The sequence below is a fragment of the Neptunomonas sp. CHC150 genome (genome assembly GCF_030397555.1).
Classification (GTDB): Bacteria; Pseudomonadota; Gammaproteobacteria; order Pseudomonadales; family Balneatricaceae; genus Neptunomonas; species Neptunomonas phycophila.
Genome location: NZ_JAPNXU010000001.1, coordinates 274,066 through 298,689 on the forward strand (window position 1 = coordinate 274,066; position 24,624 = coordinate 298,689).

22 protein-coding genes are annotated in these 24,624 nt (G+C 45.1%); 10 read left to right on the forward strand and 12 right to left on the reverse strand.

Annotated features, from left to right (window positions below; all coding sequences use genetic code 11):
- Nucleotides 1-28: 28 nt before the first annotated feature.
- Complete coding sequence (locus tag OW491_RS01330) at nucleotides 29-733, reverse strand: mobilization protein MobD (RefSeq protein WP_075173819.1); 705 nt, start codon at nucleotides 731-733, stop codon at nucleotides 29-31.
- A 488-nt stretch (nucleotides 734-1,221) separates the two neighbouring features.
- Between OW491_RS01330 and OW491_RS01335 the strand changes: the two genes are divergently transcribed.
- On the forward strand, nucleotides 1,222-3,051 hold the full coding sequence (locus OW491_RS01335) for a diguanylate cyclase (RefSeq protein WP_290034431.1): 1,830 nt from the start codon (nucleotides 1,222-1,224) through the stop codon (nucleotides 3,049-3,051).
- Here OW491_RS01335 and OW491_RS01340 read toward each other — a convergent pair.
- A complete protein-coding gene (locus tag OW491_RS01340) occupies nucleotides 3,048-3,833 on the reverse strand; it encodes an SDR family oxidoreductase (RefSeq protein WP_290034432.1) in 786 nt (261 codons plus the stop codon). The two genes, OW491_RS01335 and OW491_RS01340, sit on opposite strands and share 4 nt — an antisense overlap.
- Nucleotides 3,834-4,051: 218 nt before the next feature.
- On the opposite strand from OW491_RS01340, the gene OW491_RS01345 reads away from it, so the two are divergent.
- The gene (locus OW491_RS01345; RefSeq protein ID WP_075173822.1) at nucleotides 4,052-5,014 is read left to right on the forward strand and encodes a sulfotransferase family 2 domain-containing protein; all 963 of its coding nucleotides are present in this window, start codon (nucleotides 4,052-4,054) and stop codon (nucleotides 5,012-5,014) included.
- 70 nt (nucleotides 5,015-5,084) lie between these two features.
- On the opposite strand, the gene OW491_RS01350 is transcribed toward OW491_RS01345, so the two are convergent.
- The gene (locus OW491_RS01350) at nucleotides 5,085-7,940 is read right to left on the reverse strand and encodes a valine--tRNA ligase (RefSeq protein WP_290034433.1); all 2,856 of its coding nucleotides are present in this window, start codon (nucleotides 7,938-7,940) and stop codon (nucleotides 5,085-5,087) included.
- A gap of 260 nt (nucleotides 7,941-8,200) precedes the next feature.
- On the reverse strand, nucleotides 8,201-8,923 hold the full coding sequence (locus OW491_RS01355; RefSeq protein ID WP_075173824.1) for a YebC/PmpR family DNA-binding transcriptional regulator: 723 nt from the start codon (nucleotides 8,921-8,923) through the stop codon (nucleotides 8,201-8,203).
- A gap of 164 nt (nucleotides 8,924-9,087) precedes the next feature.
- Here OW491_RS01355 and OW491_RS01360 point away from each other — a divergent pair, with 164 nt between their 5' ends.
- Nucleotides 9,088-10,047, forward strand: coding sequence for a DUF6635 family protein (locus OW491_RS01360; RefSeq protein WP_290034434.1), 960 nt, complete (start codon nucleotides 9,088-9,090; stop codon nucleotides 10,045-10,047).
- A gap of 27 nt (nucleotides 10,048-10,074) precedes the next feature.
- Here OW491_RS01360 and OW491_RS01365 read toward each other — a convergent pair whose 3' ends face one another.
- Nucleotides 10,075-10,515: a DNA polymerase III subunit chi gene (locus OW491_RS01365; RefSeq protein ID WP_290034435.1), complete on the reverse strand. Its 441-nt coding sequence runs from the start codon at nucleotides 10,513-10,515 to the stop codon at nucleotides 10,075-10,077.
- Between the two features lie 93 nt (nucleotides 10,516-10,608).
- Nucleotides 10,609-12,135, reverse strand: a complete 1,527-nt coding sequence (locus OW491_RS01370) for a leucyl aminopeptidase (protein WP_290034436.1) — start codon at nucleotides 12,133-12,135, stop codon at nucleotides 10,609-10,611.
- Nucleotides 12,136-12,270: 135 nt separating this feature from the next.
- On the opposite strand from OW491_RS01370, the gene lptF reads away from it, so the two are divergent.
- Nucleotides 12,271-13,383 carry an LPS export ABC transporter permease LptF gene (gene lptF, locus OW491_RS01375; protein ID WP_290034437.1) on the forward strand — a complete coding sequence of 371 codons (1,113 nt, stop codon included), beginning with the start codon at nucleotides 12,271-12,273 and terminating at the stop codon, nucleotides 13,381-13,383.
- Complete coding sequence (gene lptG, locus OW491_RS01380) at nucleotides 13,383-14,447, forward strand: LPS export ABC transporter permease LptG (protein ID WP_075173828.1); 1,065 nt, start codon at nucleotides 13,383-13,385, stop codon at nucleotides 14,445-14,447. The genes lptF and lptG overlap by 1 nt, the downstream gene beginning before the upstream one ends.
- Nucleotides 14,448-14,468: 21 nt before the next feature.
- On the opposite strand, the gene OW491_RS01385 is transcribed toward lptG, so the two are convergent.
- The 4 genes from OW491_RS01385 to gloA form a co-directional block, all read right to left on the reverse strand.
- Entirely contained in the window at nucleotides 14,469-14,924 is a 456-nt protein-coding gene (locus OW491_RS01385) for an RDD family protein (protein WP_178969252.1), read from the reverse strand.
- A gap of 80 nt (nucleotides 14,925-15,004) precedes the next feature.
- Nucleotides 15,005-15,187: a DUF2892 domain-containing protein gene (locus OW491_RS01390; RefSeq protein ID WP_075173830.1), complete on the reverse strand. Its 183-nt coding sequence runs from the start codon at nucleotides 15,185-15,187 to the stop codon at nucleotides 15,005-15,007.
- Between the two features lie 60 nt (nucleotides 15,188-15,247).
- Nucleotides 15,248-16,054: a tetratricopeptide repeat protein gene (locus tag OW491_RS01395; RefSeq protein WP_075173831.1), complete on the reverse strand. Its 807-nt coding sequence runs from the start codon at nucleotides 16,052-16,054 to the stop codon at nucleotides 15,248-15,250.
- 196 nt (nucleotides 16,055-16,250) lie between these two features.
- Nucleotides 16,251-16,649: a lactoylglutathione lyase gene (gene gloA, locus OW491_RS01400; protein WP_075173832.1), complete on the reverse strand. Its 399-nt coding sequence runs from the start codon at nucleotides 16,647-16,649 to the stop codon at nucleotides 16,251-16,253.
- A gap of 120 nt (nucleotides 16,650-16,769) precedes the next feature.
- On the opposite strand from gloA, the gene OW491_RS01405 reads away from it, so the two are divergent.
- Together OW491_RS01405 and OW491_RS01410 are read left to right on the forward strand one after the other, a co-directional pair.
- Nucleotides 16,770-17,096: a phasin family protein gene (locus tag OW491_RS01405; RefSeq protein WP_075173833.1), complete on the forward strand. Its 327-nt coding sequence runs from the start codon at nucleotides 16,770-16,772 to the stop codon at nucleotides 17,094-17,096.
- A 278-nt stretch (nucleotides 17,097-17,374) separates the two neighbouring features.
- Nucleotides 17,375-17,824 carry a cytochrome c gene (locus OW491_RS01410; protein ID WP_083610131.1) on the forward strand — a complete coding sequence of 150 codons (450 nt, stop codon included), beginning with the start codon at nucleotides 17,375-17,377 and terminating at the stop codon, nucleotides 17,822-17,824.
- A gap of 80 nt (nucleotides 17,825-17,904) precedes the next feature.
- On the opposite strand, the gene OW491_RS01415 is transcribed toward OW491_RS01410, so the two are convergent.
- Nucleotides 17,905-18,663 (reverse strand): cytochrome b/b6 domain-containing protein, encoded by a 759-nt coding sequence (locus OW491_RS01415; protein WP_175574762.1) that lies wholly within the window; start codon nucleotides 18,661-18,663, stop codon nucleotides 17,905-17,907.
- Between the two features lie 312 nt (nucleotides 18,664-18,975).
- Between OW491_RS01415 and prfB the strand changes: the two genes are divergently transcribed.
- Both prfB and lysS read left to right on the forward strand, forming a co-directional pair.
- Entirely contained in the window at nucleotides 18,976-20,070 is a 1,095-nt protein-coding gene (prfB, locus tag OW491_RS01420) for a peptide chain release factor 2 (protein WP_290034438.1), read from the forward strand.
- A gap of 104 nt (nucleotides 20,071-20,174) precedes the next feature.
- Nucleotides 20,175-21,653 (forward strand): lysine--tRNA ligase, encoded by a 1,479-nt coding sequence (gene lysS / locus OW491_RS01425; RefSeq protein WP_075173835.1) that lies wholly within the window; start codon nucleotides 20,175-20,177, stop codon nucleotides 21,651-21,653.
- Between the two features lie 106 nt (nucleotides 21,654-21,759).
- Here lysS and OW491_RS01430 read toward each other — a convergent pair whose 3' ends face one another.
- Complete coding sequence (locus OW491_RS01430) at nucleotides 21,760-23,658, reverse strand: MFS transporter (RefSeq protein ID WP_075173836.1); 1,899 nt, start codon at nucleotides 23,656-23,658, stop codon at nucleotides 21,760-21,762.
- A 181-nt stretch (nucleotides 23,659-23,839) separates the two neighbouring features.
- Here OW491_RS01430 and ung point away from each other — a divergent pair, with 181 nt between their 5' ends.
- Nucleotides 23,840-24,604: a uracil-DNA glycosylase gene (gene ung / locus OW491_RS01435; RefSeq protein WP_290034439.1), complete on the forward strand. Its 765-nt coding sequence runs from the start codon at nucleotides 23,840-23,842 to the stop codon at nucleotides 24,602-24,604.
- The last annotated feature ends 20 nt before the right edge of the window (nucleotides 24,605-24,624 follow it).

Here is a 24,624-nt window from a genome sequence, read left to right on the forward strand (position 1 = left end):
ATCCATAGCCGCTTTGTCGATAAGGGAATTACTCTACATAGGTGTCGGGAAGTTGATCAAACACATGCTTGAATGCTGAATAGGCTTTGTTTTGCCAAACACGCACACGCTGGCGCTCCATCATACCGAGGTGTCCCTCACCCTCTTTTACGTGGGCAGCGGCCCAAAAACTAAAACTCTGTTTGTCTATTTTACGCATGGTTGGCGAGTGCAGTGCTGGCAAGTCGATCATCATTACGTTGTCGTAACTAGCCCCTGCTAATTGGTCGAGGTGGCTGAAGTCTGAACCTCTACCTTGGTTTTTAACCACAATACATGTCATGCGGTTTTGGTATTTAGTTAGGAACTGGTCTAAAAGTAACGTTGAATCACGCCCATCATCAACAACGTACCAGAAAACGAGGGTTACGCCCGTTTCGTCGCACATTTCTAGTACGCCATTTTCTTCCATCCAGCGCTCAAGGAAGCGTTCGCTTTGAGCGGGTAGGTCGATCAAAACTTGTTGGTCGTTTTCGATAGCTTTTTCCATGATCTGATCAGCACTTTCGAACTGATCAAGATTTACCGCATTTGTGTAGTCACTGTAAGAGCGCGTAAGCGTGCTGTGAGACTGATCAGCATCCAATGCCGTAAAAGGGAGAGATTGATCTAAAAAATATTGTGACAACAAGCGTGAAACGACCGATTTACCCACGCCGCCTTTTTCGCCACCCACTAAATGAATAATGCTCATCTGACTATAAATCCTTTCTGTGGATTGCACGCAATCCGTTGTTGTACCAAAAGTATGCCTACAGATTATGACAGTAAACTGACCGTATAGGGATTTCAAATGAAAGCTGTGTTGGTTAGACCAAATAGAAGGCTAAATGCTAGCTAACCTACTTACAGTGGCGTAGAGCTATCCCATTTTTTAAGGAAATAAGTTAAGTCTCTGGAATAGTGTAAAAGATATTCCAGAGCGTTTTTGCGTTGCTTTGAATGCCTTGGGTATAGGTTTTTATAGCATAAAAAAGTAACGCTAATGTTGCGTGTTTGGAGTCTAGTGTTTCCTGAAGTATTGCTAATAGATCCGAATATTCACGGTCGTCACTCATTAAGACTTGTTTTATCTATGTGGGGAAGGGCATAAGCAAAAACCGGCATCGGGGTCTACACTAACTGTAACGTTCCAATTAATAATCACTTTTTTTAGAAAGTCAGTAGAGATTCCCTAACTATATGAATAAATGGGGTCATGTTTTTATCACACTTTGCTTGGTTTTGAGTGCAGCATTTCCCGCGTTTGCGGACGTGGTGTTGGATGAAGGATTTAAGCATCAGCAGCTTGGCATTGGCGGCCAGTATTTTGAAGATAAAGCCGCTCAACGAACTTATGACGAGATGTTGCAAGAGGATCTTTGGAAGGTCCCAGGAAGCAAGGGCTTGAGTTTTGGGTTCACTGCATCCGCGTTTTGGATAAAAACAAAGGTAGTTAACCCATTAGATAAGCATCGACTACTCTACCTTCAGGTTGATAACCCTTTTTTAGATGATATACAGGTTTACTTTGTTAGCGAAACGGGTGTCGAGTCTCTTTTTACAGGGGATACGATTCCAGTTGGTCAACGACCTGTCCGTCACACTCAGCACCTAATTCCTTTTTATGTAAACCCTAAAGAACAGATCGAATTGTATGTTCGTGTTCAATCTAAAGGGGCTGTGCAAATCCCCTTAGCTATTTGGGATAGTCAATCGTTTGTCGAGTCTGATCATTTAAGTAGCTTGCTGTATGGCCTTTTTTTCGGGCTGCTATTGACCATTAGTGTCTATCACTTCTTTTTATTTATATCGATTAAAGAAAGAGCGTACCTTAACTACTCCCTGTTCTACTTAAGCTTATTGGGGGTCTATGCCTGTTTGAATGGCATACCCGGAGTCTTTTTTTGGCCTATGAGCCCACATGTTTCCGATACTTTCTTAATTATCTGTATGGGCTTAAGTATTTACTTCCCTTGCATGTTTGCATTTGAAGTACTGGCTGTTAAAACCTCAAGACCAACCTTAGGCTTTACGATGAGGTGTTTTGGCTTTGCGGGTTTATTAATAGCTTGTATCGCGTCTTTTCTGCCTTACGTGTTTGCTTTAAAACTGTTGCTAGCGGCTGTTCTTTGCTCAATCGTCATTAATTTTGTTGTGTATATCGTTCGTTTTTTTGATGGTTACCCTCCCGCTAAATACATGCTGATGTCAGTTTTTTTTGCATCTATTGGTTTAGGGGTGACTGTTTTTGTCAAAGTGGGCGCGCTACCTAGTAATTTTCTCACTGAGAATGCCTTGTCTATTGGTGTTAGTTTTATGGCCATGTTGCACGCCTTTGCTCTGTCCCAACGTATTAATATGAACAGAGCCGAGCTTGCGTTGGTTCATAAAGCGTTATTAGATGCTAAGCAAAAAGCGAATGAGGATTTAGATCATTTAGTACAAGCTCGAACTTATGAGCTGGAGCAGGTGAATGAAAAACTTAAGTTACTCAGCACCACAGATCCATTAACTAAACTGGGAAATAGACGTTATTTTGATGAGTTATATAGGCTTGCTTTTAGGCAATGCCATCGAGAAAAAGAACCCATCTCGTTACTCTTATTAGATATAGATCATTTTAAACATATCAACGATACCTATGGACATCAGTTTGGAGATGCCTGTTTGATCGAGGCCGCTAAACATATTTTAAGTTGTGTCCGGCGACCACAAGATACAGTTGCACGATATGGCGGAGAGGAGTTTGTGGTTTTGTTACCTAATACGGCATTGGATGGAGCCGTATGTATCGCTGAGCTAATTGTGGGACGTTTTCGCGAAGCTAAGATTTTTTATGCGGGCGCCGAAATCATGATGACAGTGAGTATTGGGGTTGTAAGCGTAATCCCCTGTGCAGATTTGAATGAGGATCACTTGCTTAGCAAGGCGGATAAATTGCTGTACCGTGCTAAGAAAAATGGCCGAAACCGGGTTGAGTGGGAACCACCCAGCCAACCCGAAGAGAGCTTTACACTTGATTTGAATTAGACGCTCTTAATTAAGCCGCCATCTACACGCATCATGCTGCCCGTAATATAGCCGGCCCGGTCACTGGCAAGGAATACGGCGGCAGCAGCAAATTCATCAGGCTTGCCGTAGCGGCCTGCAGGAATGGTTTTAAGTGATGCCTGCGTTACTGCCTCCACAGAGGCTCCTGTGCGGGCTGCTTTGTTAGCGTCTAATACTTTGAGCCGGTCAGTATCAATACGCCCAGGCAGAATAGAATTGACGGTTATACCGTTGGCTGCTTCTTCATTGGATAGTGTTTTCGCCCAACCAATTACGCTTGCGCGTAATGTATTAGAAATACTTAAGTTGGGTATAGGTTGGATAACACCGTTCGATACCACGTTGATAATACGACCCCACTGATTTTTACGCATATGAGGTAATACCGCTTGGGTAATTTCAAAGGTCGACAATAGCATGGTATTGAAAGAGGAGATCCATTGCTCAGTAGTTGTTTCGCTGGTGGTTGAGGGTGGAGGCCCTCCACCGTTGTTGATGAGAATATCATACCCATCTTGAGCGCTTTTTAAGTTAGCTACTAGCTTTTCTCTATCTTCTTTGGAGGATAAATCGACTATTAAATAGTTAGCGCTACAACCTAATTCACTTAAGGATTCAGCTAATGACGCAAGTTTGTCTTCGCTGCGGCTGCATAGAGTAACCTGCGCACCTTCCATCGCAAGCTCAATGGCTATGGCGCGGCCTAAGCCAGTGCTGGCGCCAAAAATAAGTGCTTTTTTACCGGTTAAACCTAAGTCCATAAAAACCTCTGCTCTGTATTTATTCATGTATTCTGGTATACGAGTCAGTTTGATTCAATCATAAAGCTAATAGAATTTTTGCGTTGCGCACGCAATTTGTTAGCTTGGCTGGGTGACAAGGCATAATGTATTGCTACGGTTCATAGTGACTTCATTTAATAAGCTGTACTATGGCCCCTAACTCCCGATAACCAAAATAAGCCATCATGGATGTCAACATGTTGATATGGAAATTACGTAATTATATTGCCGATAAATTAAATATTACGGCATTGGCGGGCCGCCATTCAGAACTGCAGTTCTCTGATGATAAGCTAGTTTTTTTACCTGGATGCACGCTGAAAGGTATTCCCCCTGAAAAACGTGAAAATCCTTCTATATTTCTTCATATTCCTAAAACAGCAGGCAGCACTGTCATCGCTATACTGGAAGCCGAGATGATAGAAGCAAAGTCGGCGTATTCGCGAGCGGTAATTCAAGGTTATCGCCCGCCAATTGCTATTATTCCGGGTTGGCAAGGTGCGTGGAGTAATGTCCAAGATCGTCCTGATCGTTATTTTGTAGATGCCGACCTTATTAGTGGGCATTTTCCGTTTGGTGTGCACTCTATTTTGGGCGGCCAATACAATTATTTCACCGTTGTGCGTGAGCCCATTGCTAGAGAGTTATCCACATTTAATTACCTTTACCAAACCGGTGCTATTGAGAAAGATGATGATTTTACCGAGTTTGCTTTACGTATGGTGGATAACCCTCAAGTAAGAATGATTGCTGGAGCTTCATCGATGTCGGGGCCATGTGATGAAGCGATGTATCAGCAAGCAATCCAGAATTTAGAATCGCACTTCAATCTGTATGGGCCATCTGAAAAAACAGACGAAGTCCTCAATGTACTAGTAAGCCTTTATGGCTGGCCCCCAGTGGCATATACCAGCTTCAATATAACGAAGAAAAAAATTGTTGATGTGATAGATGATAAGTTACGTCAGCAGCTTGCTGAAAAGCATCATTTTGATACGCGTTTGCATCATTACGTTTCAGCGCATTGGGAGCAGTTTAAAGCTGAGCATGTTGAAGCAGAGCATAGCCTTAAAGCTGGTGACACGGTTATGTTGCTTGATAAGGATTTTCAAAAGACCAAAGGCTATCAAATGGTCGATTATGGCAAAATCAAAGCCTAGTGTTTGAGCCATTATAGGTATAAAAAAACCGGCAGTTGCCGGTTTTTTTAGGGAGCGTTAACGGGTAGCTTTAGAGCGCTTCAATTTTGCTGTATTGCTCGGTTAATTTGTCGAGTGCTGATTTAGCATCCGCAATTTTCTCCTGCTCTTTCGCAACAACTGCTTCGGGCGCATTTGCCATAAATTTGGCATTGTTTAGCTTACCTTCCACTCGGGCCACGTCTTTTCCGAGCTTTTCCATCTCTTTCTTAAGGCGGGCAAGTTCTGCGTCTTTGTCGATTAATCCGGCCATTGGGACTAGCACTTCCATTTCGCCGACTAACTGAGTTGCTGACATAGGCGCTTCGTCACCGGCATTTAACCAAGTGATAGAGCTTAATTTCGCCAGTTTTGTTAAAAACGTACGATTCTCTTCTAGGCGGCGTTGGTCTTCAGCGCTGCCATTACTGATGAGGATATCAAGGTCTTTAGCCGGTGAAATATTCATTTCGCCACGGATATTACGGATACCCACGATGACGCCTTTTAACCAGTCAATATCAGACTCAGCTTGTTCATCCCGCTTGCTTAAGTCGGCTTCTGGATAAGGCTGAAGCATAATGGTGTCGCCTTCCTTACCCGTTAGCCCCTTCACTTGCTGCCAAATCTCTTCGGTAATGTAAGGCATGATGGGGTGAGCCAAACGCAAAACGACTTCAAGAACACGTACCAAGGTACGACGTGTGCCCCGTTTTGCTTCAATGTTGGCGTTTTCATCCCATAAAACTGGCTTGGATAGCTCGAGGTACCAGTCGCAGTATTCGTTCCAAATAAAGTCATAAAGTGCGGATGATGCTAGATCAAAACGGTACTCATCAAAATAGCGAGTGACATCAGCTTCTAGCACTTGTAGACGGCTTGCAATCCAGCGGTCAGCCAATGACAGCTCGACGGCCTCACCATTGACACCACAATCCTCCCCTTGCGTGTTCATCAATACGTAACGGGCGGCATTCCAAATCTTATTACAGAAGTTACGGTAGCCCTCTAAACGTTTCATATCCCAGTTGATATCACGCCCAGTGGTTGCCATCGCTGACAAGGTAAAGCGCAGTGCGTCTGTACCATGCGCAGAGATACCTTCCGGGAATTCTTTTTCGGTACGCTTACCAATTTTCTCAGCCAATTGTGGCTGCATCATATTGCCCGTTCGTTTTTCTAATAACGTAGGCAGGTCGATACCGTCGATCATGTCTAAAGGATCAAGTACGTTACCTTTAGACTTGGACATTTTATCGCCCTGATCATCACGGATAAGGCCGGTAACATAGACCGTCTTGAACGGCACTTGTGGTTTGCCATCTTCGTCTTTCATAAAGTGCATGGTCATCATGATCATGCGAGCAACCCAGAAGAAGATAATATCGAAGCCAGTGACTAAGGTATCGGTTGGGTGGAATGTTTTTAAACGCTCGGTGTTTTCTGGCCAACCTAGCGTACCAAATGTCCACAACGCAGAGCTAAACCAGGTATCTAGTACATCGTTGTCTTGGCTTAACTCGGTATCAGCAGGTAAATTGTATTTTTCACGGGCAGCTTCGGCGCTGTTCGCAACGTATACATTACCTTGGTTATCGTAAAAGGCAGGAATACGGTGCCCCCACCATAATTGACGAGAGATGCACCAATCTTGGATGTCGCGCATCCAAGCGAAATACATATTTTCGTACTGCTTAGGTACAAACTGAATATCACCGTTCTCAACCGCTTCGACAGCTGGCTTGGCTAATGTTTTGGCATCGGCAAACCATTGATCGGTTAGCATCGGTTCAATCACAACGCCACCACGGTCACCATAAGGTACAGTCATGTCATTTTCATCGATTTTGACTAACAAACCGGCTGCTTCAAAATCAGCAACAATGGCTTTACGTGCTGCAAAGCGCTCCATACCTCGGTATTTTTCGGGAATGGTGCCGTCAATGGCATCAGTTACTCGGCCATCAAAGCTAAAGGTTTGGCCTTCATCTCTTATATCAGCGCTAAGAGTCAGTACATTGATCATTGGAAGTTGGTTGCGTTTACCAACCTCGTAGTCATTAAAATCATGAGCCGGAGTGATTTTCACACAACCTGTGCCTTTTTCCATGTTTGCGTATTCGTCGGCAATAATTGGAATACGGCGCCCAACGAGTGGTAGTTCGACAAATTTGCCGACTAAGTTTGTGTAACGCTCGTCATTTGGGTTAACAGCAACGGCTGTATCACCCAGCATTGTTTCTGGGCGGGTTGTACCAACCACAATGTAGTTGTCGCCAGCGGCTGTTGTTTCGCCATCCGCGAGAGGGTAGCGCAGATACCACATCTTACCTTTGACTTCTTTGTTCTCTACTTCGAGATCAGAAATAGCAGTGTGTAGCTTTGGATCCCAATTAACGAGGCGTTTGCCACGGTAAATTAACCCTTCATCGAACAGTTGAATGAAGACTTCTTGCACCGCATTGTAGAAGCCAGTGTCCATAGTGAAGCGTTCGTTGGCCCAGTCTACTGAGTTACCTAAGCGACGCATTTGGCTGGTAATTGTGCCACCCGATTCTTCTTTCCATTCCCAAATTTTTTCGATGAAGTTCTCACGGCCTAAATCGTGACGTGTTTCTCCAGTGGTGCCTGCTAGTTTTCGCTCTACCACCATTTGTGTGGCGATACCCGCGTGGTCTGTACCTACTTGCCACAGTGTGTTCTTACCTTTCATACGCTGGTAGCGCACTAAAGAGTCCATAATGGTGTGCTGGAATGCATGACCCATATGAAGGCTGCCCGTAACATTAGGCGGCGGGATCATGACGCAGTAACTATCGCCTTTACCACTGGGTGTAAAGTAGTTGCTGTCTTCCCAGATTTTGTACCAGGATTTCTCGATCTCGTGCGGCTGGTAAGTCTTTTCCATGGTGGCTGTAATCTCTTAGCGAGCGGGTCGCATCAATATCTATAAGCGCAGTTAAGCAGATGATAAAAACGTGCAACAACGGTAAATAAAGCCCGTTAGTCTGTCTGCTTGTGCATGTTTGTTAAATTAGACCGCAGATTATACCTGCACAGGCCTGTTCACAGAAGGGATGGCGCCAGATTGGTGAGGATAAAGTTGGGAAACTCAGGGGATAACAAAAGAGGGAGCGGTTTAGCTCCCTCTTAGGTGTGGGAATCGGCTTATTGGCCTTCTACGTTGTGGTAAACGTTCTGAACATCATCCAACTCGTTTAACATGCCCATAAACTTTTCGAACATCGCGATATCGTCTTCGTTATCCAAAGTGGTGGACACTTTGGGAATGAATTGAATTTCGGCTACATCGAAATCAATATCGGGGAAGGCTTCTTCTAACGCTGTTTTTGTAGCGAAAAACTCTGTGTTAGGAGTGAAAACGCTTACTTTGCCGTCTTCAACTTCAACATCAGTAACATCGACATCCGCTTCCATCAAGGCTTCTAGCACGACTTCATCGTCGTCACCATTGAACACGAAAATAGCGTCGTGGTCGAACATGTGTGCGACTGACCCTTGGGTTCCAATTTTGGCTTTGCTTTTCGTAAAGCAGTTACGAACGTCTCCAAAGGTGCGGTTTGGGTTATCGGTTAAGCAATCGATAATCACCATGCAGTTACCTGGGCCATAACCCTCGTAGCGCGCTGGAGAGAAATCTTCACCTGCACCGCCTTGGGCTTTAGCGAGCGCCTTGTCGATAACGTGGCTTGGCACTTGGTCTTTTTTAGCACGTTCAATGAGTGATCGAAGCGATAAGTTTCCGGTAGGGTCTGAACCGCCAGTTTTGGCCGACATATAGATCTCACGACCGTAACGGCTATAAATCTTAGCTTTCATGTCTGATGTTTTTGCCATCGACTCTTTGCGGTTCTGATAGGCCCTGCCCATAGGTGTGCTCCGATAAATAGTGTGTAAACTCTTATAAACTGACAATCTTATAAGACAGTAAGGGCGAAATTTTACCCATGCAAGTTAGAGCTGGGAAGTTATAAAGATGTAAAATTGATGAGTTATGATCGTTTTTCTTAATTTTTTTTAAGGTTTCGCGCTAAATGGATACACAGGTGGAGCAAAAACAGGCCATCGAAGCCGCTATTCAACGAGGTGTTGATAGCTATTTTGCACAATGCCATGCTCGGATTCCGTCTTTTATTCGTCAGCATTTTGGGTGGCCGGGTGCAATTGCAACGAATAAGGTGGCGTGGGGTTGGGATTTGTTGCGGGCTCCACTTAATTTATTTTGGGCACCTATCTATGCTTTAGTGTGCTTAATTCGTTTTTTACTGAAGAGTGCGTTTCCTAACCAGTGTGTTGCCGTTTGGTGTGTTAAAAAGTTGGCTCGCACGCCTAGCGGGTTGACGACTCAGGTGCAGATCCATATAGCGAACTTGATTAAGCAGGACTTGTTAGGCGGTGACGGGCAATCACGCCAACTAGACGACTATATATTGGAAGAGTTACGCGCCCTATATAATGCCCAGTCGCCTAACGGGCTGACTGATCAGCAATTAAATCGGACACTTGAGCCGCTCATTAGTGAGGCGTTGGATCAATATCAAGTAACACGAACCGCCTCCGCCGATATTACCAATAGTTTGTCTTGTACTTTGTTGGGTGCGTTTACATTTCAAAAATTTACGCCTGGAGGAATGGGGATTGCCTTTATCGTGGCTTCATTAGTCAGTAAAGCCGTTGCTGCTCGTGATTTCATTTTTGGCGAGACACTGGGCACTGTCTATTTTTCAATTTTTCCACCAGAACCTTCACTGGCACTCACAGCCGCAGTGATGGCCATAGTGATGGCAATTTTAGCGGCGTTTGCTGCGCTATCGGGTGTGATTATTGATCCGGTACAGGCCGTTACCGGTTTGCACCAACGCCGTTTGGTAAAGATGCTGGATGATTTGAAACACGATTTGCTGAACGAGACTCAGGGGAGCTTTAGACCTAAAGATCAGTTTATTGCTCGCTTAATGGACAGCTTTGACATGATTAAGTCGAGCCTGCTGTAGGCGTGTAAACACGGCGGCGATGTCTGGTTAAGGTCGGTTTCTCATGTCATGCATATTGGGTTTGATACCATCTTGTTGGTAACTTTTATAGCGCTGGCGAGTTTGTTCTAAAATATTGTCTTGTTGAATAACTATTTCTGTGACGCGCTTAAATTGTTTGGTTTGCGTGGGGTAGTGGGAAGATAGGTTTACCAACAAGTCTGGCTTTTGTGGGAAATGAGCGGTATCCCAGCCTAAGCAAATGGGTGCTTGGCTTGCTGTTTGGGTGTTGGCTAAATGGCTAGGTAAAAATGTCTCTGGCCCTGCATGCCATAAGCGTTCGCTAATGATCTCGGCTTGCTGTCGGGAGTCCGTTAAAACATACAGTTGGTGCCCTGCGCCAATAGCGCGAGTCGCGAGTTTACCTAAAAAACGATAGCGGCTCTCTTCATCAGCAGCTGGTAAAATATAAAAGTCAGCTTGCGCCATGGTTGTCTCTGTAAAATCGGTTTTACTGGAAATAGGAATAGTAACGGTTCCTGACGCTTTAGACGCGGTAGGAACCGTTAAAATTAATGATGATTAGTGCGCGTGATCGTGCTCATCATCGTCTGCTACTTCTTCCGCCGCTTGGTTAAGCAGGTATTGGCTTAGCAAAGGAACGCATCGGCCAGTAGCGCCTTTTTCTTTGCCGCCACTGTTCCACGCGATACCGGCGATGTCTAAATGTGCCCAGCGATACGCTTTAGTGAAGCGCGACAAGAAGCAGGCTGCCGTAATCGTACCCGCACCGCCAGTACCTATGTTGGCGATGTCTGCAAAATTGCTATCCAGTTGTTCTTGGTAGTCATCCCACAAAGGTAAGCGCCATGTACGATCATCCGCATAATCGCCCGCTAAGGTTAGCTCGGCAGCGAGTTCGTCATCATTGGTTAATAACCCTGAAGCAACATTACCTAAGGCCACGATGCAAGCGCCGGTGAGTGTGGCGATATCAACCACGGTTTTTGGATTGAAACGTTCTACATAGCTCAGTGCATCACATAAAACTAATCGACCTTCGGCATCAGTATTGAGGATCTCAATAGTCTGACCCGACATTGAGGTGACAATGTCGCCTGGTTTGGTCGCATTACTGCTTGGCATGTTTTCAGCCGATGCGATGACACCAATAATGTTAATGGGTAGTTCCATCTCAGCCACAGCATTCATCGTACCCATTACGGATGCAGCGCCGCACATGTCGTACTTCATCTCATCCATTTTAGCGCCAGGTTTCAGCGAGATGCCGCCCGTGTCGAAGGTGATACCTTTACCGACTAAAACGTGAGGTTGCATGTCTGCATCGCCACCGTTGTATTTCACAACAATTAAGCGTGAAGGTTCTACGCTGCCACGGCCTACCGATAGCAATGATCCCATGCCGAGCTGTTCCATCGCGTCTTCGTCTAGAATTTCGCAGGTGACAGAGTCGTATTGGTTAGCGAGCTCAATGGCCTGTTGTGCTAAGTATGAAGGCGTACATACATTACCCGGTAAGTTGCCTAAGTCGCGGGCAACATTCATCCCGTTTGCGATAGCTGTGGCGTCAACTAATGCACCTTCGCCTTCTTCAGTAACATCGTCTGCTAAGTGAATTTCAAAACGTGCAATGACATAAGGATCCGCTTTTTTGCTTTTGGTTTGGTCGTATTGGTATAGCTCAGCGGTAGCAACTTGAGCAATTTGGCGCACCTGACGGTAGGTGTCATCTTGCTCTGAAATGAGCCCGTCTAGCGCTACTGTAATGCCTGTTAAGCTAAGGCTTTTCACCGTGGCTAAAATGGCTTTGATGATTTTCTTTTGGTTGCGGTCGTGACGCTCGTCCGCTTTACCTAAACCTACTAGTAAGATGCGCTTAGCCGTTACACCATCAATTTTTTGCAGTAACAATGTTTCTGCTGTTTTTCCTTTAATATCGCCTGCCGCTGTGAGTGCGCTAATAAAACCATGAGAGGCTTGATCGACTGCCGCTGCTGAAGGAGATAGCTGTGCATCCGCTTCGATACCAATAACTAAACATTCGGTTTCTAGTGAGACTACTGAACCGTTAACAATTTCAAAATCCATGATCGCTCCAAACAAGACTTTACACCGGCTTTGAGTGATAATGCCGTCCTAAGTTTCAGGCAAAATCGGTTGCTTGGCACTATAAACTATTTCGCGTTTTGTTTCACAAACCCTTTACCTGACTGGCATTTTGTTTTGATTATTTTTCGTTATCTATCTCGTCAGATTTTAATGAGCACCTTAGCGGTTACCGCCGTGCTTACGTTGGTCATTGTCAGTGGCCGTTTAATTAAGTTTTTAACCTATGCCGCGGCTGGAGAATTGTCGCCTGAGTTTGTGTTGCAGTCGGTCGCTTATCGAGTACCGGGCATGCTCATGCTTATCTTGCCATTGGGCTTATTTTTGGGGGTGTTGCTTGCTTATGGGCGTATGTACCTCGAAAGTGAGATGGTCGTTTTACAGGCCGGAGGGGTTAGCCCTAAACGTTTGACTGGCTATGCATTAGGGGCCGCATTCGGGGTTGCTGTGCTGGTAGCCTTTTTGGGGATGTATGGTTCACCTTATGCGTGGAAACAAATGGACATTCTTTATCAAAAGCAGAGTGAGGCCAGTGAGCTAGATATGCTTAGCGCAGGGCGCTTTCAGAACTTTTCCGGTAGCCATCGAACGATTTATACCAGTGGGGCGGAAAGTAGTGATGCACTGGGTTTGATTTTTGTCTCTGAAAGCGATGAAAAAACAGGGCAAATTAGTGTGGTGATGGCTGATTCCGGCCGTAAAGTGGATGAGCAAAATAGCGATTTGCGCTATATAGTGTTAGAGGATGGTGTTCGTTATGAGGGGGTGCCAGGACAAGCGAACTATCAAGCCGTTAGCTTTGATGAGTATGGTTTCCAATTACCTCCGTCTAATTTGCGTCGACGCAGTGCCGATGTTAATGCGTTGACCATAACCGAGTTGTTGGCCGTTGATTCTGTTAAACATAAAGCCGAAATTCAATGGCTCCTGTCACTGCCGTTTTTGGTGCTTATCATAACTATGATCGCAGTCCCAATGGCTAAAACAAACCCTAGGCAGGGTCGTTACGCGAAACTCGTGCCTTCTATCTTGCTATATATGTTGTATCTCACGTTACTCACGTCGGCGAAAGGTAAAATGGAGGACGGAGACTTGCCGTTATTTACCCTGTGGCTTATTCATGCCGCTTTTTTATCGCTGGCGTTATCGATGTTGTTTGCAGGTCATTTTTGGGAGAGTTTTATGAACCGTTTGCCCTCGATGCCTTCTTTTAAGCGGAGTAAGTCTTAATGTTTACACGCTTAGATCGTTATGTCGCTGCGCAGGTGCTCTCTGCTGTCTTCGTCATTTTATTAGTGGTGGTTGGTTTAGATATTATTTTTGAGTTTGTTGATCAGACTGAGGACTTAAACGACACCTATCAAATCGGTGATTTGCTCTATTATTTGGGCTTGCGAATCCCGAGCCAGCTTTATGAATTTATGCCCTTGGCTAGTTTGATTGGGGCCTTGGTTGGTTTAGGTATGTTAGCTAGCCATAGCGAGTTAACGGTCATGAGGGCAGCGGGTATATCAATTAGTCGGATTGTTATTTCCGTCTTAAAGCCTGCTTTATTACTGGCAGTGGCTGCGTTGCTTTTGGGGGAGTTTGTTGTACCTAAAACCGAGCAAATAGCAGAAAGCTCCCGAGCTTTAGCGCAATCAGGTGGTAAGGCGTTGCAGTCAAAACACGGTATTTGGCATCGTCAAGATAATCAGTTTATCCATATCAATGCGGTTGATTTAGAAGGGACGATTTTTGGTATTACTCGGTTTGACTTTGATGAGAGTAATCGACTGATTAGTACCAGCTTTGCTGAACAAGGTCGCTTTACAGGTGATGGCTGGGATCTTAAAAATATTCAGCGTACGCGGTTATTTGAGGATCATACAGAGGTTGACGAGCAGTTAACCGAACATTGGGTATCAGGACTTACGCCTACATTGTTGTCGGTAATCGTCGTTGAGCCTGTGGATTTATCCATCAGTGGATTATGGGCGTATACCCGTTATTTGGGTGAACAAGGTCTAAATGCGACACAGTATAAACTGGCCTTCTGGAGTAAAGTGCTCCAGCCTGCAGGAATTTTAGCGCTTGTATTGGTTGCGATCTCGTTTGTTTTTGGCCCTTTACGCAGTGTAACCGTTGGGCAAAGGGTGATAGCTGGCGTGGTGGTCGGGTTAATCTTTAAGTTTTCGCAAGACCTGTTATCTCCGGCAAGCGCAATCTTAGGGTTTACACCACTGCTTGCTTCGTTAATCCCCATTTTAATTTGCTTTGCGGTGGGGCTGCTATTGCTGCGCAGGGCTAGCTAGCGCAGGAGCTAGCATGCTTGTTTATTTAGGTTGTTTTTTAGTATCGCGCTTGGGTAAAACAACAACGCGGGTATCTGAAAAACGATCATGCCAGGTAAGGCGTTCGTCATTGAGTAGCATCGTCCAATAGCCTGCGCCAAAACACGCAATAGAGAATAATGAGCTAAAGAAGCGAATTAATGATTGCGTCCAATTTAGGGTGTAGCCATCAACCGTTTGAACGCGTAATCGCCATGCCATCATACCGATGGTTTGCCCGGAGCGCGTCCAAAAATATGCGTTAAATAAGAAGATGGTTAAAAACAAAGATGTATTGTAAAACGGGCCAGAGACGGCTTCTCCGTTGTTAAACACAATCCACAAAGCGCTTACGCAGAAGAGTAAGCCTATCAGAACTAACAAATCGTAAATCAGGGCAGCAAATCGTTTAGCTAATGAGGCTTGTTGAGTGCCTGTTTGGTCTAATTGGCGCGGCATGACTTTATCCGTTACATCAAAACGGCGATCTATTACATCGCCGTTTGTGGGAGACTGCCAATCATTAGGAGGCTCCGTGTTTATTTTTTACAGCTAGATATCCCAAAAGGAATATATAGCGGACACCAGCCCAGTATAGCGGTAACTATAGGAACAACTCCAATAACACCGAACCACGAGTTGAAATAAACACCGGCGGCAATAATGCATAAGCCAATGATAATCCGGGCGATCTTGTCTGCTTTACCAACATTACATTTCATTGCGATTTCCTCTGCAAATGACGTGTTAAAGAAACAAAAACTCGTGGCGGTGGTACTGGGTTACTTGAACGGTTTAACGTAGTCTTCTGCGTATTCACTGGCCAACGAGTTAGCTTCAGCCATTTGCGAGTCTTTAAGCTTCATTAATAAGCGGCTCTCAATGGCTTTGGCTGTGCGGTTGCCAAGCTCTGATGCATTATGCATCCAAGCATAGGCAATAATATCTTGTTCGTGGCTAGTGTCTGAACCATAGCCATTTGAATATAGAGTACCTAGGTAGAACATAGAATCAGTATGGCCTTGGCGTGCGGCAATACGATACCAGCGTTCGGCTTCCTCAAAGTTTTGTTCTACGCCTGTACCAAAGTTATAACTGCGGCCTAAGTTGTGTTGCGCAACAATTAGGCCTTGCTCAGCGGCTTTTTTATACAATTCAAATGCTTTTACGCCATCGCGTTTAGCGCCATATCCAAATTCATACATCTCACCGGCTCTGTTTTGAGCTGACGGATTTCCCGCTTCCAGTTGCGGCGCTAAGCCTGCTAATTCGATGCGGTAGGCTTTGTTTTTGAGTGCGCGCAAACTATTAACACTACCAATATGACCCACACGAGCACCGCGGTCGTATAGCTTTTCGGCTAAAGCGATATCTTGATCTACACCCCAGCCGTTTTCGTAAAGCTGGCCCATCAGGTTAAGTGCATCGGTGTTGCCTTCTTTAACAAGTGGCTGTAACTCGCTAATGGCGGTTGCGTAATCACGCGATTCGATGGCTTTTTCCGCCGTAGAAATATCGGCAGCCATACTTGAAATGGACTGTAATCCCATCACTAGGCCTAAAATGCCTAATAACACCTTTCTGTTCATGTCAGGTTCTACCTTACAATTTGTCTGGGTATAAAGAGCGTCAGTATACATAAGCTACTTTATGGTAGAAATGACACCTTAGTGAGTGGCTACCAAGGTGTCATTAATTAGATCGTGCTAATATATCGAAATGGTTCTAAAAAGCCATCTCGTTTTTGTATTACTAGCCGGAATATTGATGTCGATTAATCTTTTCTTAATCTTTTCGCTGCGGGCTTAGTAGCTCAATCATGTATCCGTCAGGATCTTTAACGAATGCGAGGATTGTACCTGAGCTGCTATTTTTCATTGGACCGGCTTCTCGGACCACATCTCCGCCGCGGGCTTTTATGGCATCGCATGCTTGGTAAACATCATCCACTTCAATAGCGATGTGTCCGTAAGCGTTACCAAGGTCGTAGTTGTCGGTATCCCAGTTGTGAGTGAGCTCTAAGGCAGCTTCTTGTGATTCGGGACCAAAGCTAACAAAGGCCAGAGTAAAGCGCCCTTCTGGGTAATCGTTTTTTCGTAGCAGTGTCATGCCCAGCACTTCTGTGTAGAAAGCGATGGACTTCTCCAGATCAGTCACGCGAAGCATGGTGTGAAGTATGCGCATTATTGGTTCCTGTCAATAAATTGTTATAAAGGGCTATACATGTTTGCTGAAAACTCAATAGCGTGCTTAAGTATAACCAAGTACACGTTAAAGATGTGCACAAGAGGGAGTAACAACACTATGTTTCAGGATATGAGTAAAAAAATGACCGAATCAATGGGGCCGTTCAAAGCATTAATTGATGTGCAAACCAAGATGTTGGAAGAGCTAACGCGACATCAAATGGATTGTACGAACTCATGTATAGAAGCGACCATTCAGCAAACCAAAGAGCTAACTAAGTGCCAAACGCCGAGCGACTTAGTCACCTTGCAGCAGGCCTATGCAAAGGAACTAGAGGAAACTCTAAATAGCGCCAGCGCCCATAATATGAAAGCTTTACAAGAAGCGCGTGAAGAAATCGAAAAAATCACAGCTGAAGGTTTTAATGGATTTATGCCAAAGTAACTCATGGTTCATACGACCCATTCAATAAAAAAGCAGTTTCTTAAGCTGCTTTTTTTGTGTCTATAATAGGTCTAATTGTCATGTTAATTACGTTAATGACAGGAACCTTGTAAAAGGAAATTAGTCATATTATTAATGTAGGTTTTCTTGTTGTGTTGCGAGCACGGCAAGAAAAATAAAAAACTGATCCACTATGATCGCTTCGCCATTGTTGGCTTACAGGAGCTAACTCTGAAAAGAGAGCGACATTTTTATTAACGACATAAAGGAAGACCGTGATGATGAAAAAGCCGCTACTAACTGCTGCAGCCGCCTTGTTGCTGAGCACGACGACGCTTTCATTTGCAGATGATGTTGAGGACGCAATTGAGTACCGTCAAAGTATCTTTAAAGCGATTAAATACCACTTTGGCCCAATGGCCGGCATGATTCGTGGCAAAATTGATTACGATCCCGCCGCTTTTACACTGCATGCCGAGCGAGTCGCTGAATTGGCTAAGATGCCGGGTGATGGTTTTATCCCAGGTTCGGATAAAGGTGACACAGAAGCTAAAGCTTCTATTTGGGATAATAAAGGCGAGTTTGATGAGCATTTGGCTGCATTGGCTGAAAATACATCGGCTTTATTAGACGTCTCTAAAACGGGGGATTTAGATCAGATCAAACCCGCTTTTGGTGAAGTAGGTAAGACCTGCAAAGGTTGCCATGACGAATTCCGAGAAGAGTAAGCCCATTTACGGTGCTACTAACCTTATAAAAAAACGGGCTTTAGCCCGTTTTTTTATAAACATAATATAATTAAAAGCACTTAGCCTAATTGCAGCAGACTATATATAGCCGCAAACGCGATGATGGCCGTAATACCAATCCGTATAAATGGCTCTTTAATCGAAATAGCATGGGGGTCATGCGTGACTTTGTTGCCTGTGAACATGGCTTTGATCAGCTTGTCTCGTTTAAAAACTGCATGAATTAACACAGCAAATACGTGCGCGCCGATACACGCTAAAAGTATATTAAAGTTAAGTTTGTGGATCCTAGTTAGAATGTCTGCAATGTCGCTTGGAATGAGAGCATACAAAGGGCCTTCAGTAAAAATATCATCCGTCGCAAAAAGCCCCGTTGACGCTTGAATCAAGACTAGCAGCAATAAGATAAATACCATCCATGAACCTAGCGGGTTATGGCTCAGGTAGTGCTTTTCTCGTCCTACTAAAAAAAGCGCAGCGTATTTCATTGTCACAAAAGGGCCGGTTAAAAATGCCCCAAAGCGTGCATATTTACTACCAATAAAGCCCCAGATGACACGGTAGGTCACTAAGCCCAGCATTAGATAGCCAACGTACATATGCCACGTCATGATATTGCCGCCAGTTTCACCCGAATACCACAAAAAGCCTATACCGAGCACTAACATCCAGTGCAGTAAACGCACAGAAATATCCCACACCTTTATGGTGCGTTCTGGTTGAGGTTTGGAGGATGTCTCTGTGTCGGCCACAGTTTTTTTAGTACGCACCTCTGCGGTTAAAGGTGCGGTTTGTGGTTCTTGCGAGTTATTTGTCATGTTAGCGGCACTCCGTTGTCTCATGAACGGCTATAATTGAGCCCCATTGTAGTTCGTTGTTAAAATAATAACGCTAACCTAGGGGATTTTAGGGCATAAGATACTGTAAACGGCCGCTAGTGCAAGTGACTCTGTCTTTTGCCCTTCATTCGTTTGATGTCGCGCGTTAGTTGGTCAAATACTGGCAGCTATTGGGTTAATTAGGGGTTAATTTTAAGGGCGAGTGCGGATTCTTTTCACAATGATTTAAAGCCGCGCTCGGATCGGTTAAAATATGTGCCCTTTTGAATTCGGCGAGTGTTGAGCAGAGCAATGGAAGTCAATCCAATTATCCAAAACCTTAAAGATATCGGTGAGCGCACCCAAGCGTTGTACACCTATCTGGACTATCCAGGCAAAAAAGAGCGTCTGGAAGAGGTTGAGCGTGAGCTAGAAGATCCAACGGTGTGGAATGATCCAGATAATGCTCAAAAATTGGGTAAAGAACGCTCAGCACTAGAACTCGTGGTTAAAACCCTTGATGAGCTAAAAACAGGTGCCGTCGATACACGAGAGCTATTGGATATGGCTGTTGAAGAAAACGACGAAGACACTGTTGAAGAAGTCGAAGCCGAAGTTGGCGCGCTCATGGCAAAGTTAACAACGCTTGAGTTTCGTCGGATGTTCTCCGGCGAAAATGATCAGAATAATGCGTTTTTGGACATACAGTCTGGTTCAGGCGGTACAGAAGCCCAGGACTGGGCCAATATGGTATTACGCATGTTTTTGCGCTGGGGCGAAGATAAAGGCTTTAAAACAGAGCTTATTGAAGTCTCTGATGGTGAAGTGGCCGGTATCAAGTCGGCGACAATCAGCTTCCAGGGTGAGTATGCATTTGGCTGGCTACGCACTGAAACAGGGGTTCACCGTCTAGTGCGTAAATCACCTTTTGACTCGGGTGGCCGCCGCCATACCTCGTTCTGTTCTGTTTTTGTGTCGCCGGAAATCGACGACAACGTTGATATTGATATCAACCCAGCCGATTTGCGTATTGATGTATATCGAGCCTCGGGTGCGGGTGGTCAGCACGTAAACCGAACAGAATCTGCTGTGCGTATTACCCATGCGCCTTCAGGCATCGTCGTACAGAGTCAGAGCCAGCGCTCGCAGCACCAAAACAAAGACACCTGTATGAAACAATTGCGTGCCAAGCTTTACGAAATGGAAATGCTTAAACGCAGTGCAGCTGCACAAGAATTGGAAGACTCTAAAGCTGATATAGGATGGGGCAGCCAAATCCGTTCTTATGTGTTAGATGACCAACGTATTAAAGATTTACGTACCGGTGTGCAAACTTCTAACTGCGATAAAGTGCTAGATGGCGATTTAGACCAGTTTATAGAAGCAAGTTTGAAAGCCGGACTTTAAATACCAACGAAAGCGCTTAGCGCTCATGGCTCGTATAAGGGCTCTGGTTGCAGAGTAGTTCCTTAGCGGCGCTGATACTTTGAATAATAAAAGGTTCTTAATTGATGTCTGATAACACTCAGAAACAAGATGAAAATCGCTTGATAGCAGAGCGCCGCGAAAAACTTAACGCGTTGCGCGAAGCGGGTAATGCATTCCCTAACCAGTTTCGTCGTGATAGTTACGCACAAGATTTGCAAGACCAGTATGGCGACAAGACAAAGGAAGAGTTAGCCGAGGCGGGCATCAAGGTCAGTGTAGCGGGTCGGATCATGTTGAACCGCGGTGCCTTTATGGTATTGCAAGATATGACAGGTCGTATCCAGCTGTACGTCAATAAAGAGTCTCGTCCTTTCGCGAAAAGCTTGGACCTAGGCGATATCGTTGGCGTGACTGGCGTATTACATAAATCAGGTAAGGGTGACCTGTACGTTGATTTAGGTGAGTATCAACTGCTTACTAAAAACTTACGCCCATTGCCAGAAAAGCACAAAGGCTTAACTGATACGGAGCAGCGCTACCGTCAGCGTTATGTCGATTTGATCACCAATGACGATTCTCGCCGAGTGTTTGAAATACGTTCAAAAATGGTAGCCGGTATCCGTAGTTATTTGGCTGATCGCCGCTTTGTTGAAGCCGAAACGCCAATGTTACAGGTGATTCCAGGTGGTGCTACCGCGCGTCCATTCGTTACGCACCATAATGCATTAGACATGGATATGTACTTGCGTATAGCGCCTGAGCTTTATTTGAAACGTTTGGTCGTTGGTGGTTTTGAGCGTGTTTTTGAGATTAACCGTAACTTCCGAAATGAAGGTTTGTCGACGCGTCATAATCCAGAATTCACAATGCTTGAGTTTTACCAAGCCTATGCGGATTACAAAGATTTAATGGACCTAACCGAAGACATGCTGCGTACATTGGCGATTGATGTGTTGGGCTCAACGACGCTTACCTACCAAGGTAGCGAATTCGATTTAGGTCAGCCGTTTGCTCGTATTAGCGTGTACGACTCAATCTTGAAATACAACCCGGAGCTAAAACCTGCTGACCTAGATACACTCGACGCCGCACGCGCGACAGCCGAGAAGCTTGGTATCCACATTAAAGATAGTTTTGGGCTTGGTAAGGTTCAAATTGAAATCTTTGAAGAAACCGTTGAACATTTGTTACAACAGCCAACATTTATCACTGAGTACCCAGCGGAAGTTTCTCCATTGGCGCGCCGAAATGACGATAATGATTTTATTACGGATCGTTTCGAGTTCTTCATGGGTGGTCGAGAAGTTGCAAACGGTTTCTCGGAGTTAAACGACTCTGAAGACCAAGCTGAGCGCTTCCGTCAGCAAGTCCTTGATAAGGATGCCGGTGATGATGAGGCGATGCACTATGATGCAGACTACATCAACGCACTTGAATACGGTTTGCCACCTACGGCAGGCGAAGGTATTGGCATAGATCGACTGGTCATGTTCTTTGCAGACTGCGATTCAATCCGTGATGTTTTGTTGTTCCCAGCTATGCGCCCTCTAGCAGCAAAATAACCCAGATTCAGTTTGCTACATGTGTTAAAAAGCCGCTCTTAGAGCGGCTTTTTTGTAGGTGAACAAGCGTCTTCTTATGGGCAGCCAATTGGCGTGCCTTGATCTGCTACGTAGGCTTGTCGGCTGTTGTTTTATCTGTCAGGTCGTTAACTTCATAATCGTCCGGACGATCATTAATATCCATTGATATATTGTCATCCAAGTTATCTGAATCGTGCAAAATATCCACAACGTCAGAAGCCATTTCAGGTACTGTTTCCACGACGGCAGCCGCAATATCGTACGCTTGCTCTGGATGATTTTCGGCAAAGTGCGTTACCAGCTCCGTTGCTGACTCATGATATGCTTCTAAATCGGCAGGGCGCATGTCAGAGGTGTCTACAGCTAAGCTTTCTTCCTGTGTTTCGGTATTATCCGGCTCGGTCGCAGGAGCTGGGTTGCTCGGGATGTGGTTGATAATAGCCGTGACAATATCAGAAAGCTCATTTGGTCGGTGCTCGCTTAGCCACTGGACCAGTTCAGTTGCTTGTTCTGGTGCGTTATCAGCCAATGCCTCGGCAATTTCTAGGCTAAGCCCTGGAGCCGCCCGGGTGATTGACGCAAATAAGCGCCCCACATCAATATCGTCAACCTGAGCCAGTGCGGTGTAGAGTTCTGCTGCTTTCTCGGGTGAGCTCTGTGTTAATTCTTTCACCATACGAACCGCTGCTCCAGGGTTGCTTTCTGCAATAGTAATGGCAACTTGGGCTTCTAGGCTGTTAGGTGTTTCATCTTCTTGGTGTGGAATACGCGGGTCGAGATCATATAAACCGCTACCGATATCTGTGTGCATAACAAAGCCTTCTTGTTCGCTGATAGGCAGAGATGGGCGAGCGCGCATGCGGTAAACAACAAACAATAGTAGCGCTAATTCAAAGGTTGCTAAAAATCCAAAGAGGGCATCATTGCCCCAAATTTCCATCGCTTTTGAAGATGTAATAGGACCTATGATACTGCCTATGGCGTAAATGCTTAACAAGCCTCCCATGGCCGCCGCCATGTCTGAGGTGCGCACCCTATCAAAAGTTTCTGAAATACTCATAGGATACAAACAGGAGAACACACCGGTTGAGATGCCTGTGAGTATCATCATTAGCGTTGTTAGGTTGTAATTAGCAGCGAAGGGGATGGCAATCGTCGTTAGGATATTGATAACCAGTAGACCAAACAACAGAGTACGTCTGTCTAATCTGTCAGAGAGCATCCCGATTGGTAACTGAAGCAAAAAGGCGCCTAAAACAGCCGAAGCCATAAATACGGATAACATGAAGCCAGAAATACCGTAGCCGCCAGCAAAAACTGGAAGCAGGTTCATGATAGAGCCATAAAGTACACCGCCAAAGCAGCATGTGACGGCACCTAACGGTGATATCTTTAAAATTTGTAATAAAGACATGCCGTGTGTTTCTTGCAATACAGGACCGCTGCGTCGGCTCATTGCTAGTGGAACAAGCCCCATAGTGAGCAGCATAGCCGCTATAGTAAATAGTGTCGAATTGTCAGCAGGGGCTATGTTGAGTAAAAACTGCCCGCAGAAAATAGCAGCCATGATGGTGATTTGGCTGGTAGCTAGCATCCGCCCGCGTGTCTTTTCAGTAGCCGCATGACTCAACCAGCCATCGATGACGGCAAAAGAGCAGGCTATACAAAAGCCCATCAAGCCTCGCATGGCTCCCCAAACCCAAACATTCATCGTTAAACTGCAGGCTAAAATAGCAATAGCGCTAAGAGCAGCCGAAGCGGCGAAGACCCTAATGTAGCCGACTCGGGCGATTAAGCTTCTGCAGTAAAGGCCTCCTAAGAGCATGCCAACTGCATACATAGCTAGAACTAGACCTATAACATCCGTTTCAGTACCTTCTATACCCATGCGTACTGGTAATAAAATACCAATCAAGCCGAAGCCCAGCATAAGAATGAAGCAGCTTATGTATAAAGAAACCAAAGGAAGAAGGGTGAGTATCACGAGAGTCCTTTAAATGTTCGTGTGAGAAAAGGTCAGACTAGGGATCTAGTACCTAAGTGTCAATCTATCACAGGCAAGTCAAGGAAAGGATACGATAAAAACAATGTTCACGTTGAAAATTCAGGTATCATTTGAAGGCTAATAATCCTCCGCTAACCCAATCGATAATAAGATAATTGTTATGCCTCCAATAAAGAGAAATCCAAAACAAGCTAGCTTATTTTCAACGTTAGATGAAGGAGCGCCTCTGGCCCCTTTACCCGAGGATGTCAGTCTAGACTTGCCAGCAGGCTGGCAACCTGAGTTATCAAATGAGATTAGCGCACCTTATATGAAGCAATTGTTATCATATCTCGTGGAGCGCAGTCAGCATGCCGTTATTTATCCTGCAGCACATGATTGGTTACACGCTCTTGAAGTGACGCCTTTATCCGCTGTTAAAGTGGTGATGATTGGTCAAGATCCTTACCACCAGCCTAATCAGGCTCATGGTTTATGCTTTTCTGTAAAACCTGATATTAAGGTCCCGCCTTCCTTAGTTAATATCTATAAAGAGCTATCAACTGATCTAGGTATTGAGTCAGCTGCTCACGGCTTTCTAGAATCATGGGCCAAACAAGGCGTGCTGATGATCAATAGTGTGTTAACGGTAGAAGATTCGACACCCAATGCTCACAAAGATAAGGGCTGGGAGCGCTTTACCGATAAAATAATCGAGATAGTTAACCGTGAATGCACGAATGTTGTTTTTTTGTTGTGGGGGAGTTACGCGCAAAAGAAAGGGGCTTCGATAGATAGAAGTCGGCACTGCGTACTAGAAGCACCTCATCCTTCTCCATTGTCTGCGCACCGTGGATTCTTTGGAAGTCGCCCTTTTAGTCAAGCGAATGCTTATCTAACCTCACATTCGATAACCCCCATTCAATGGCAGCTGCCAGATTTGTAGAGCAGTTAGGTTGATTTAAC